Annotated in this window: 11 protein-coding genes; 8 read left to right on the forward strand and 3 right to left on the reverse strand. The window is 55.9% G+C overall.

Features of this window, described 5'->3' with window-relative positions; all coding sequences use genetic code 11:
- Positions 1-851: 851 nt before the first annotated feature.
- Entirely contained in the window at positions 852-1,235 is a 384-nt protein-coding gene (locus tag ACTJLA_RS05495) for a nucleotide pyrophosphohydrolase (RefSeq protein WP_054896136.1), read from the forward strand.
- Between the two features lie 24 nt (positions 1,236-1,259).
- The gene (locus tag ACTJLA_RS05500) at positions 1,260-3,131 is read left to right on the forward strand and encodes a DUF2075 domain-containing protein (protein WP_168224513.1); all 1,872 of its coding nucleotides are present in this window, start codon (positions 1,260-1,262) and stop codon (positions 3,129-3,131) included.
- A gap of 74 nt (positions 3,132-3,205) precedes the next feature.
- On the opposite strand, the gene ACTJLA_RS05505 is transcribed toward ACTJLA_RS05500, so the two are convergent.
- On the reverse strand, positions 3,206-4,009 hold the full coding sequence (locus tag ACTJLA_RS05505; RefSeq protein ID WP_313043846.1) for an HNH endonuclease: 804 nt from the start codon (positions 4,007-4,009) through the stop codon (positions 3,206-3,208).
- 377 nt (positions 4,010-4,386) lie between these two features.
- On the opposite strand from ACTJLA_RS05505, the gene ACTJLA_RS05510 reads away from it, so the two are divergent.
- The 5 genes from ACTJLA_RS05510 (at position 4,387) to ACTJLA_RS05530 (ending at position 9,333) form a co-directional block, all read left to right on the forward strand.
- Positions 4,387-4,905, forward strand: a complete 519-nt coding sequence (locus tag ACTJLA_RS05510) for an isochorismatase family protein (RefSeq protein ID WP_313043847.1) — start codon at positions 4,387-4,389, stop codon at positions 4,903-4,905.
- A gap of 271 nt (positions 4,906-5,176) precedes the next feature.
- Positions 5,177-6,034 (forward strand): NYN domain-containing protein, encoded by an 858-nt coding sequence (locus tag ACTJLA_RS05515; protein WP_313043849.1) that lies wholly within the window; start codon positions 5,177-5,179, stop codon positions 6,032-6,034.
- A gap of 362 nt (positions 6,035-6,396) precedes the next feature.
- Positions 6,397-6,651, forward strand: coding sequence for a DUF6124 family protein (locus ACTJLA_RS05520; RefSeq protein WP_314551548.1), 255 nt, complete (start codon positions 6,397-6,399; stop codon positions 6,649-6,651).
- Between the two features lie 106 nt (positions 6,652-6,757).
- Positions 6,758-7,783, forward strand: a complete 1,026-nt coding sequence (locus ACTJLA_RS05525; RefSeq protein WP_314551547.1) for a hypothetical protein — start codon at positions 6,758-6,760, stop codon at positions 7,781-7,783.
- A 116-nt stretch (positions 7,784-7,899) separates the two neighbouring features.
- On the forward strand, positions 7,900-9,333 hold the full coding sequence (locus ACTJLA_RS05530; protein ID WP_054918012.1) for an ArnT family glycosyltransferase: 1,434 nt from the start codon (positions 7,900-7,902) through the stop codon (positions 9,331-9,333).
- Positions 9,334-9,348: 15 nt separating this feature from the next.
- On the opposite strand, the gene ACTJLA_RS05535 is transcribed toward ACTJLA_RS05530, so the two are convergent.
- The gene (locus ACTJLA_RS05535) at positions 9,349-9,837 is read right to left on the reverse strand and encodes a TIGR00645 family protein (protein WP_014719996.1); all 489 of its coding nucleotides are present in this window, start codon (positions 9,835-9,837) and stop codon (positions 9,349-9,351) included.
- A gap of 162 nt (positions 9,838-9,999) precedes the next feature.
- Between ACTJLA_RS05535 and ACTJLA_RS05540 the strand changes: the two genes are divergently transcribed.
- Complete coding sequence (locus ACTJLA_RS05540; protein ID WP_314551544.1) at positions 10,000-11,823, forward strand: hypothetical protein; 1,824 nt, start codon at positions 10,000-10,002, stop codon at positions 11,821-11,823.
- 59 nt (positions 11,824-11,882) lie between these two features.
- Here the strand turns inward: ACTJLA_RS05540 and ACTJLA_RS05545 are convergent, their stop codons facing one another.
- Positions 11,883-12,200 (reverse strand): PA4575 family protein, encoded by a 318-nt coding sequence (locus ACTJLA_RS05545; RefSeq protein ID WP_003194269.1) that lies wholly within the window; start codon positions 12,198-12,200, stop codon positions 11,883-11,885.
- Positions 12,201-12,400 lie beyond the last annotated feature (200 nt).

Below are 12,400 nucleotides of genomic sequence, written 5' to 3' on the forward strand. Positions count from 1 at the left end.
AGGGAAGAAATCTCAGCAGAAGTATAGAGAGGAGTAATCAGGAGCATCTAGTTTGCTGTCACGCTGCTGTCACCGCATGAGAAGAAAACGACCTTCCTGGTCCGAAAGCATTGAAAAATATGGTGTCCCAGGGCAGGTTCGAACTGCCAACCTTCCCCTTAGAAGGGTGGAGGTCCGCTTCTGGCCGGTTTCTGCCAGCCACCACCTTCAGCTTTTTATCAAGCGTAACCTGTGTCCCGACAGCGGCAGGAAGATCACCCCTGATCATAGATGAGAGCAAGGGTGTAAAATTGACTACAAGCGACGGGCCAGAGCATGGCTATCTCGTGAGGTATTCCAATTGGTATTCCAATAAAAATAAAAAAAGTTAATTATACTAATCAATAGTATAGGAGGCCAATTCAGATTACCCCCGGCCCACCACTTCATCATCTAAAGACGTCTACGGACGTCTTTTTGTGCCTGAAATCAAGTAAATGCCGTGACCTCCAGCGTCAACTACGGCCTACCCCAAGTCTGGCGACTTCCCGAAAATTCCATTGAAGGCCTAGCTGTGCTGGTTGAGTTCGACATCAGTTACGAATTTTGTAGGTGATTTCAGAGCCAGATAAGAAGGTAGGTGTCCTAAACCTCCGAGCCCTGAGGGATGCTAGGCATGCGCCCCATAATATTTGGCTAGCGTCTTCCGCCAGCAAGCTGCAGGGCTTCCCCCAGCACGTCGAACCCAAGGTACAAGCAGCCACCTGTCGAACAAAAACCTCGCGCACAAAAGGAAAGCTCTTACAATCCATCTCTAAAATTCTGACGTGTCTCCTCGGTCACATTAACCGCTGGCACCAAGAGGCGAGTCTGTGAGTAAGGTAGATGGAACACTCGAGCAGTTGGTCGACGTGAAGAATCTTGCAGCATCGCTGCAGCGCTTTGCCGATGATCGCGACTGGCAGCAATTTCACTCACCAAAAAATCTTCTCCTGGCGCTCACAGGAGAGGTAGGTGAACTCTGCGAAATTTTCCAATGGATGAGCGAGGCTGAATCAACGGGTTCAGCAAATCGTCCCGAAACCGCCCAGGCCGTGAAGGACGAACTGGCTGACGTGCTTATGTACTTGGTCCGCTTGGCCAGCGTGCTGGGCGTCGACCTCAACGAAGCTGTGACAAGCAAGCTCGCCCTGAACGGGCAGAAATACCCTGTCGACAAAGCTAAAAGCACCAGCAAAAAGTATGACCAACTCTGACCCATTGGGCTCTAAGGACCACTCGTGATCGTTTACGCTGCCACCAAACAACAATTCCTCAAAGATAGCGATAACGACGATATTGAAGATGTGATCCTCAGGCACTTCAAAGAAGCCACCGGCAAGAAGGTAGGAGCTTCGGAGATTAGATCCTGGCAGGGTTCACTGGCTTATATGGCCAAGGTGCTTCGAGACGACGGCCTGCCCAACAGCGCCGGCCTGGCTATTGAACTGCATATCCCTCAGTCATCGAAGCGAATCGACTTTTTGCTGACAGGCCGCGATGAGAATCAGGCTAAAAATGCGGTATTGATCGAACTGAAGCAATGGAGCAAGGCCAGCGCAACCACCAAGGATGCAATTGTCAAAACGGCGCTGGGTGGAGGTCTTGTCGAAACTATTCATCCGTCCTACCAGGTCTGGTCGTACGCCGCGCTGCTAGAGGGCTTCAACGAAGCCGTCTACGACAAAAGCATCGAAGTACGCCCCTGTGCCTACCTCCATAACTATGTCAGTGATGGCATCATCAACTCTGCTCACTACGAAGCCTATACCAGCAAAGCGCCCTTGTTCCTGAAGGGCCCCGAAGAGCTTGCAAAGCTGCGAAGTTTCCTCAAGAAACACATCATTCATGGCGACAACAAGGAGGTTCTTTACGAACTCGCCAGCGGGAAGATTCGCCCGTCCAAAGCACTGGCAGAGGCGCTGAGTGGGCTAATGACAGGCAAGCCTGAGTTCGTATTGATTGATGATCAAAAATCAATCTTCGAGTCGGTGCTCGCTGCCGCAAGTGAGGCCTCTATTGAAGCGCCGAAAGTGTTGATCATCGAAGGCGGTCCGGGTACCGGCAAAACAGTATTAGCGATCAACTTGCTGGTGAGGCTCACCGCCTTGAAGCTGTTGAGCAAGTACGTCTCAAAAAATGCTGCGCCGCGCAAGGTGTACGAAAGCAAGCTGGTTGGCACCGTCAAACGTAGCCATTTCTCCAACTTTTTTTCCGGGTCGGGAGCCTTCATCGATACCGCGCCCAATACGTATGACGCACTCATCGTTGACGAAGCTCACAGGCTCAATGCGAAAAGCGGGCTTTACGGAAACCTGGGTGAAAACCAGATCAATGAGTTGATCAAATCAGCGAAATGCTCGATTTTCTTCATTGACGAAGACCAGCGCGTGACTTTGAACGACATTGGTAACAAGCAGGCTATCCGCGCCTTTGCCGAAGCAAAAGGCGCAACTGTGGAGGAATACATACTATCTTCCCAGTTCCGTTGCAGTGGCTCTGATGGCTACCTGGCGTGGTTGGATGATGTATTGGAGATTCACTCGACAGCCAACCCGCTGCTCGATACCAGCGGGTATGAGTTCAAGGTGTTCGACTCCCCTCAGGCGATGCATGCGGCTATCGAGCAGAAAAACCACGGAAACAAAGCTCGCGTTGTCGCGGGTTACTGCTGGCCTTGGCTCAGCAAGAAAGACTCCAAAGCCGCTGACATCGTTATCGGCAATGACTACGCACGCCAATGGAATCTGGATCAGGATGGCAGCTTGTGGATCATCGCTGAGAATTCCATTGAACAGGTCGGTTGTATCCACACCTGCCAAGGGCTGGAAGTTGATTATATTGGAGTGATCATCGGACCAGATCTAGTCGTGCGTGATGGGCAGGTGGTGACGTCGCCGCATGAGCGAGATAAGAACGACAAATCGATTCGTGGCTGGAAGACGCTGATGAAGAAGCAACCTGCTCTGGCGCAGCAAGAGACAGACCTGATCATCAAAAACACGTATCGAACATTGATGACTCGTGGGATGAAAGGCTGCTACCTGTACTGTACTGATCAGGAGACCGCGCAATACTTTGAGGGCCGACTTGCCGGGTACAGTAACGGCTAATGGGCCCGCCGGTAGAATGTCACTACCCAGGGTTCAGCCTCACAAAAAAACCGTAGGCTGAACACAGCAGAAAACTAACGCTCGATTACCCATCGCCCGCGCAACATGCCTTTCAGTTCATAAACGCTCAGCGTCATATCCCGCTTGCGATGGACCACCGCGTGACAGTTGGCGCACAACGTAACGAGGTCAGTCTCAGGATTCACGGCTTTCTCACCACCAAAGTCCGAAATCGGCACTATATGGTGAACGTGAATGAACCCCTTCGCGTGCTCGCCGTACGCCTTTTCGAAATCAAAGCCGCATGCCTTGCAGTCAAGCCCGTGGATAGCAATGGCCTTCACCCTTAGATCTTTCCGGCGTTCGTAACGGGTTCCAAAGTAACTTGATTTGCTGCCTTCATTGGCCGATTCAAAGGTCAATGGATCGCCTTCGATATTTGGTGTGCCCTGGTCAGCCTGGGAAGATAGGTGCTTCGCATGACTTAGGATTGCATCGTAATCCAGTTGGGAAATGGGCCGCACCCCGTCACGCCAATAGTTGTTCACTCGAGTAGCGGGGATCGTCTCCAGGTACGCTCCTTTAATTTTCGAGGGGATAGCGCCTTCAAACGGAGCGAAATTTTCGATCAAAGCAAAAAGGTCACCCTTATCACTTTTCCGGTCTGCGTAGACCTTGCCGATGCGTGCCATACCAAAATAATGCGGATCGGCGCTGAGGCGGACAGAAGCAAAGGTTTTGTCCTTGATGCGTCCTTTGTAATAGATCACTTCGGTTCCTTCAGCGAGCCAGGCTTGGTACCGTTTGGGGAAGTGATAGACAGCACCGGTCTCGTCTTGCCACTGCGATGTGTCGTTTTCAACGATGACTGCGGGCATTCCATTTCCTCTCGACTGATGGCAAAAGCCTACCAAAAATGAGGAAACTTCTTACAAAATATTCCGGCTCAATTTTTTAATATTTTTATTCTTTATATAAATTAATAAGATGAGAAAGCTTTTCAGCTTCCCCTGGCATCAACAGAAAAGACGCCCAAGGACTTTTTTTGTACTTGGCATTCCATCCACCACACTGCTAGTGTCAACCCATGACTGCCTATTGCCTGACCTCGACAACCACCACCACGACCGCATCAAGCGGAGCGTGCGAGGTGTCGTGAGCCAATAACAAACGAACACTTCAAAGGCTCGCCAGCGATGGACAGGGCCTTTTTTTATGCCTTGTGTCGCTGGTTCACACGCAAGGAGATGCACCTATGTACGCCCTGTTGATACTCGATATCCAAGTCGGACTCATCCACGGCCCGGAGAAACCCTGGCGCTGCGACGAGCTGTTGGAAACGCTGAATACCCTGATGGACAACGCGCGCAGCGCAGGCGCGCCGATTTTTCTCGCGCGTCACATCGGCCCCGCTGGCTCGCCAATCGAATCGGGCAGCCCGCTTACGCTGATCGCGCAGGAACTGAAGTTGCTGGGTGGGGAAGTGGTGTTCGAAAAGCGTAGGCCTAACGCTTTTGCAATGACTGACCTGGCGGACAATCTGCGCTCCAGCGGCGCCACCGGCGTAGTGGTCACTGGGATGAAAACGCAATACTGCGTCGACAGCACCTGCCGTGCCGTACGTGACCTCGGCTTCGATGCGGTGCTGATCGCCGACGGTCATACCTGTTCTGACACGCCATTGATGAAAGCCGAGGCCATCGTGGCTCATCATAATGCCACGCTCAATGGGCCGTTCTGCCAGTTGGTTCAGGCTGTGGACTGGAGCTTTTAACAGAGCCTGACGACGGGGAGGTCAACAGGGCCGGGCTTCGGAACTTTCCTGCAAGATGTCGCGCTGTTGGTGAACTGGCCAACTCCGCCTGTCGCAGATAACCTTCAACTGTCGCAGCAATGGTAGAGCCCAGCTCTAAGATGGCTTCCATCTTGTCCTTGACGCTCAGGCGGCGACTGAACAAAACTATCTACCAGCTCAGTACAGCGCGCAGGCAATTGTTAGAACCTGCCCAGCAGTCCTGAGCTTTTTTTTGCCCGGAGAAAAGTGAGTGAAGCGAACAGCCGTTCTCATCGATGGTGGTTTTTTCTTTCAGCGCGTGCTGTTCTTCGGGCGAAAGTACTTCCGAGACAGCCTGCTGCCGAACGCGGAACATTTGGCGCAGATCATCAGGAAGCTGGTCAGGCTTCACATTGAGGACGAGCGATCCGCCCGCCGGGAACTCTACCGAGTCTATTACTACGACTGTCCGCCGCCCTCCAATCAGGTACGTCTCCCACTCATACCACCAGGCCACAAAACGCCAGGACATTTGAATTTCAATACCCATCCGCCCTACCAGTTACGACGTGCCCTTCATGACAATCTCAGGTGCAGCAGGAAAACAGCGCTCAGGCTCGGCGAGCTAGCCAAAAGTGGAGAATGGCGGCTCAACTCCCACTCACTCAAAGCTTTGCTCAATGGCCACAAGGCTTGGAGCGAGCTCACCAATGCAGACTTTCACTACAACGTGGAGCAAAAAAGCGTAGATACCAAACTGGGCATGGATATCACGACCCTGGCCATGGACCGACTGGTTGACGTCATTGTTCTGGTGGCCGGCGACGCTGATTTCGTACCAGCAGCAAAGCTGGCCCGGATGAAAGGGATCGACTTCGTTCTAGATCCCATGTGGGCCAATACGACCAGCAGTCTTAGCGAACACGTAGATGGACTTCGATCGTTCGACATCGTGAAAATGCTCAGGGACATCACCGGTGCCGATGTCACTATGAGTCCGGATTGGTGGGCTATACGACCAGATATGCAGCATCAACGCGATGAGGCTACTGAAATCGCAATTGCGGGTAACTTGGAGGCTGATCCTGGGGTGCATGTTAAAAAGCCATGCCTGGAAACCAAGGACTGAGCTCAACCTCAGTGGTTTCCACTGTGTGGCGAGTCTAGAAGCGGTGCGGGGCCGAGCTTCGGAATTTTCCCGCAAGATACCGCGCTGTTGATGAACTAGCGCAAGCCACCTCACAACGCTAACTTCTTTGCGTCGCTGATGATCAGCGTCCGGCTTTGACAGGCCGAAAAGTGTAACCTTTCACACCCCGTGATAAGACGGCATGCTTACGCATTCCGCTCCGTTCATGGCGGCTGTGCGTGGGGCATCTTCGGGTGCGCCGGGTTCCTACACTTCCGGTCTGTCAACCCGCGTACAGCTGCCACCCAATCCTGTTTGACAGCAGGGGGAGGCAGCTCCTTAAACAGTGTAGGAGCTTCATCGTGAAAAAAATCACCCCCAATCCCCCAACCACCCTCTTCACCCTCGCCGAAAACATCCACCCCGAAACCCTGCTAATCCAAGCCAGCGAAACCCTCGCCTCCCTCAACGCGATGACCACCGACCTGGCTTTCGAACTTGAAGGCGCGCACCGCCACAAGTTGCTCGCCGCTCAGCAATTGATCGTTCTCGGCGAGTTACTCGTAGAACGAATCTTGAACACCCAACCATTCACTACCCATCCGCCACAGCCCTAAAACACGCAAACGGGCGAGCTGCCTCAGCGCAACTCGCCCGCTGGCATCCCCTCACACTTCCCATTACCCTGACGGCCTTTATCAGACAACCGGAAGTCAGATACCCGTGTTCAAGCCCTTCGCCGTCATCGCCCTTGCCTTCATCCCTTCATTCGCCACCGCTGCCGAGCTGGCCGGGGTTTGGCAGGGTACTTTGGGCAAGTCCGCTATCACCGTCTGTTTCAACGGCGCCGACGGGGAGCATGGCAGTTATTACTACCAGCGCATCCGTACCCCGATTCAACTGACCCAGGCCAAGGACAACGCGCCTTGGGTGGAGGAAGGCAACACCGGTTTCTGGGCCCTGCAAAAACCTCAGGCCGATACCCTTTCGGGTGCCTGGAGCAAAACCGATGGCGGCACGCCGCTGCCACTGGCCCTGCGCCGCATTGGCACGGACGGCTGCGGCAGTGATGCCTATAACGCGCCCATGGAAGCCGCGCCGCTGCCGATCAAGACCGAGAAGAAGACTTTCCACAACCACACCTACCAGCTCAAGACCCAAGGCCCCCGCGTCACGCTCAAGCTGGAGGGCGATGGCCCGGCGGTGCAGAAGATCAATCAGCAACTCGCCGCCCTGGCCGTCAATGACGAAGATCTAACCGACTATTTTTATGAGCGGCGTGAATACCTGGGTCGAAACGGCTCGGTCTATACCAGTGAGATCGAGGTTGAGCCTGCCTATTGGTCATCGCAATTTCTCACCGTGCGGTTCTACCGCTGGGCCGCAGGCCAAGGCGCCATGGGCATCAGTTGGGGCCTGCACTCCTGGAACCTGCAAACCGGCGAGAGTGTGGACCCATGGGCCTGGCTCGGCGGCCATCAGCAATGGCATGACGCCTATTCCGGCCATTTGAAGCTCCCGGCCGCCTTCAGCGCTTGGCTGGCCAAGCAAACCACTGCCGACGAGGGCTGCCCGGCGATCACCGATTACTCCAACTTTCACCTCAGCTTCAACACCCAGGGCCTGCAACTCTCGACACCAGCCAATGGTGACGGTTGCGACAACGACTTGGCCTTCACGTGGGAGCAGTTGGAGCCGGTGCTGACCGCACAAGGCAAAGCGGCAGTGCCCAGCTTGAAAATGCCCTGACGCGCCCGAGAAAAACCCTACGGCCGTTCACCAAAGGTTAAGAATCGCGCTCGTATACTCCCTGACTACCCATGACCGGTCGCCCGATCGGTCTCATGCCTCGGTAGCCAGACTCCATGACGCGCCCCGCTCCCCTGCTGCTCTTGCTTGCTGCTCTGTTGTTCTTCTTCGCCCTCGGCAACCACGAGCTGCAAGGCTCTACCGAAGCGCGGGTGTCCGGGATCGCCATGGCGATGCACCTGGACAATGACTGGGTGGTGCCGCGCCTGTTTCGTGAACCCTTCCTGGAAAAACCGCCCCTGAGCCTGTGGCTGGACGCTGGTGCGATTCGCCTGTTTGGCGCCAGCACCGGGGCGGTGCGCCTGGCGTCGGCGTTTGCCGGGTTGTTCAGTGTGATGCTGTTGTACGGGATGCTGCGGCGGTTTGGGCGGCCGCAGACGCTGGCGTTCAGTGCTGCGCTGATCCTGGCGACCATGGCCAGTTATTGGGGCAATGTGCGGGGGGTGGGTGAGGATTCATTGCTCAGCCTCGGTGTCACCGCTGCCCTGCTGGGGTTTTACCAGGCGGTACGGCCCGAGCGTGAAGGTTCGAGTATCTGGGCCTGGGCGTTGTTTACCGCAGGGATGGTCATCGCCACGTTGAGCAAGGGCGTTTTGGGCCTGGCGATGCCGGGCATTGTGATTTTTGTGTACCTGCTTTGCACCAGCCTGATGGATAAGCGCCTGCGGCTGGGCGATTGGTGCAAGCCGGCGCTGTTCACGCTGTTGGCGTTGGTGCCGCTGCTGATCTGGCTGGGGTTTCTGTTTCAGCGCGGCGGGATGCAGGCGGTGGGTGAAGTGTTATGGACCAATAGCGTCGGGCGCTTCAGCGGTTCGTTCGTAGAGGCCGGGCATTACGAGCCGTTTTACTATTACCTCGCCAAACTGCCCGAGGCCTTCCTGCCCTGGAATATCCTGGTGTACCTGGGCCTGTGGTACTTCCGCAAAAGCTTGGTACGCAACCGCTACCGCCTGTTTTTCAGTGTGTGGCTGGTGGCGCAGTTCACCCTGCTGACCCTGGCTTCCAGTAAACGCACCGTGTATTTGATGGCGCTGACGCCAGCCGCGGCTGTACTGGCTGCCGAATATGCGCGGGTGCTGCTGGAGTGGGCCAAAGACCATAAGCCGGGGCTGTACCGCTATCACCGGCAGATCATCGGCGGGGTTTTCAGCCTGGCCATCGCCTGCTACCTGAGCGCGGCGTTCTGGTTTGCACCCAAAGCCGATGTGCGCCATTCATTCGTGCCGGTGATCAGTCAGATCCAGACCCTGCAAGACGAAGGCAGGACGGTAGCGATGTATCAACCCAACGAGCGCATCGACGGCGCCAGCGTCTTCTACCTGCAGGCCTACTTGCCGATCCTGAACACCGAAGCCGAACTGCGCGCCTTCCTCAGCGCCAAGCCCGGCAACGTTGCATTGACAGACCACACCGACCGGCTGAACGAGAAGGTTACGGTGATCAAGCAAATGGCAGTCAACCGCCAGCCTTATTACTTCGTGGAGCAGTAAGGCCAGCGCGGGGTATCAATGCTTGGTGAGTTTGTCCAGGTAGCCCATGGCGAACGCCGAGACCACGAAGGTCATGTGGATGATCACGTACCACATCAGGTGCTGTGGATCGACGTTCTTGGCGTCCATGAAGATGCGCAGCAGGTGGATGGAGGAAATCGCCACGATGGAGGCCGCCACTTTCATCTTCAGCGACGACGAGTCCATGGTGCCCAGCCAGTTGAGCTTTTCCTTGTTTTCATCGATATCCAGCTGCGAGACGAAGTTCTCGTAGCCGGAAATCATCACCATCACCAGCAAGCCGCCCACCAGGGCCATGTCGATCAACGACAGCAGCAGCAGGATCACTTCGGCTTCCAACATGGTGAAGATGTTGGGAATCACGTGAATGATTTCCTGGAAGAATTTCAACGCCAGGACCAGCAGGCCCAAGGACAGCCCCAGGTAGATCGGCGCCAGCAGCCAACGCGAGGCGTACATTGTATTTTCGATAAAGCGTTCCATTGAATCTCACACAGCTTGGCTAAAAATGGCGCCGAGTATACCAGCCGCCACCCGGCCCCTGTCACCGCGAGAAAACTGACCCAAGTGGCATCTGTAAGAGAATTTTTCTGCTAGTGTCGAGGCCATTCACTCGGCTCGATGATGTCGGACAGGAAAACTCAGATGATGGATGTGCGATCCCCTTTGGCCACTTTCGGCCTGTGCGCGGCGTTGCTGATGGCCAGCGGCTGCTCCCCCAAAGAAGAGCAGAAGCAGGCGACCCTCGAAGAGAAAACCACGAAGTTCGAACAGTCCCTGGACAGTATTCAGGACCCCAAGCTGCGCGATGCCATTGCGGACCTGGGCGGCTCGCTGCTGTTGCTGGAGCGTGCACGCGTCAAGCTCGCCAGCAAGCCCATCGAAGCCGAGTACGGCGAAGATAGCCTGGCCCTGCTCAAGCATTACCCTACGCCCCAAGCGCTGGTGGACACCTACATCAATGGCCTGTTCGTCCTGCGCAAAACCTCGCACTCCGACTACCTGACGGATTTGCAGCCGGTCTTCCCGTTCAACTTCAACGCCCCGGACCAGTTCCCGTTCCCCCATGGCCTGGAATGGCAGTCGGTCACCCTGAGCAACAATAAAGTCATTCCCTTCCAGCCGGAATGGTCAGAAACCGACCCCGGCATCCAACTGAGCCCCAGCAGCTCCAACCTGACCAACCCCGACGACCTGACGGTGACCTACCCGTTTATTGAAGGGATCGAGACGGAAAACAAGAGCCAGCCACAACCCATCAGCCTTAAGGGCGCGGTGGAGGTGATCACCCCGGGCAAGGTGCTGACGTTCGACCTGACCAAACAAGACGTGGGCCATAAACGCACCGACGGCAACATCACCCTCAACCTGCTGACGCTGGAAAAGAACTACGCCGAGATCGAACTGACCAACAGCCAGCCCCTGGCCGCCGAAGTGGGCGATGCGTCACCCAATCCGCTGCTGGTGCAGGCACGGGACAGCACCGGGCAGTTTCTGACCCGCTCAGGCTCGATCAACGAGAGTGCCGCGCAAGTGGCGTTCTATGAAAAACAACTGGCCGAGATGCAAAAACAGACCGCGTGGTCCGATGCCTTCGATAAACAGCTCACCGACGCGCAAAAAGCCTTCGAGCGCCAGCAGACCAGCCATTACGCCAAGGTGTATTTCAACGGGCTGATCGATAACCTGCAGGTGAATGTGCTGGATTTCTCCAAGGCCACGGTCACCCGTAAAGACCTGGACCTGCCGGTGATGCGCTTTGACAGGAACAGCCTGCAAAACACCGTACAGCCCCTGCCAATGCCGGTCACGGTGTATGACGACGGCGCCGCCAGTTGGCTCAAAGATGCCTCGATGACGGAGGACCAACTGAAAAACAGCGTCACCATCAGCCAATCAACCGAAGACGCCAGTGCCGCAAAAATCGTGTTCGACCACCCGTTCACCTTCAATGACGACCTGGTCGGTGCCGAGCGCAACAACAGTGACGCGCCTATCACTTTTTTCACCGCCGATGACAAGGGCGAACGGGGCGAGCCTATCGAGCTGCCGACCGAAGCGTTCGAGCTGAATGCAGTCAGCGGCACGCTCACCTACGACCTCAACCTGTTCCCGGAAACACCGGCGTTTGTGGTGGGCTCGGTACCGTTGTTTTTGGCCACCATCGAGAAGGCCACGATTGACGCCGCCAAGCTGCCCAAGGGCCTGTCGCTCAAGGACAACGCGCTGATCGTCGACCAGAAGGACTTCCCCGCCGACAGCTGGCGCTTCTACGCCAAGGATGCCAGCGGCAATTACCTCAAGGAGATCCTCGGCGTCAGCCACCGTGCCGAGGAATACGGCACGGCGATGTTTGACGTGCATTACTTCTACGGCCAGCCGACCACGCTGGAAAGTTACCAGCGCACCGACCTCAGCACCGTGCAGTACGGTTTTGAGGTGAAGCTGGACAAGCCTGAGAGCAAATAGCCCTGGGTGGACGCGGAGCGTCCGGGGCGGCGTTACCACGCGGAGCGTGGGAACGATCCTCAGAGGGCTAGTCGCTCCTGGCCGCCATTGAGTTGGCGCAGATGAGCCTGCAGGTGCAGGCACCATATCTGCGGCTCGTCCATTTGCTCGTAGCCGTGCAAGGTCAGGCTATCAACGATGGTGCCCAGCATGCGTTCTGCCACGAAGGGCCCATGGAACGGGCCCTGGGATTTGACAGTGGAAGGCTGCTCGCCCGACATGCCGGCGGCAAACAATAGCGTCCACATCCCGTTATCCCCGGCGAGAGGGCGAATGGAGCATTCGATACGGGTGACCAGGCCCAGGCACTGGCGAGTAAGGCAAAGGTTGCGCGACATGGCGGCGCCCCTCGGTAGATCGGTGTTCAGCCCCAGCGCAAGGCGAAGCTGTTTCTATCCTGCGACTCCTGTGGATATCCCTGACTCTGAGAATAGAATAAAAACGCGACAAACCAAGGTTGTAGGGACCAACGGGCGTTGGTCCCTGAGGGTGGAGTCAATTTTGTGGCACGCTAAACGTTCCCAAAAACACCACGGAC

The sequence above is a fragment of the Pseudomonas sp. 22072 genome (assembly GCF_052046095.1).
Lineage (GTDB): Bacteria > Pseudomonadota > Gammaproteobacteria > Pseudomonadales > Pseudomonadaceae > Aquipseudomonas > Aquipseudomonas paracarnis.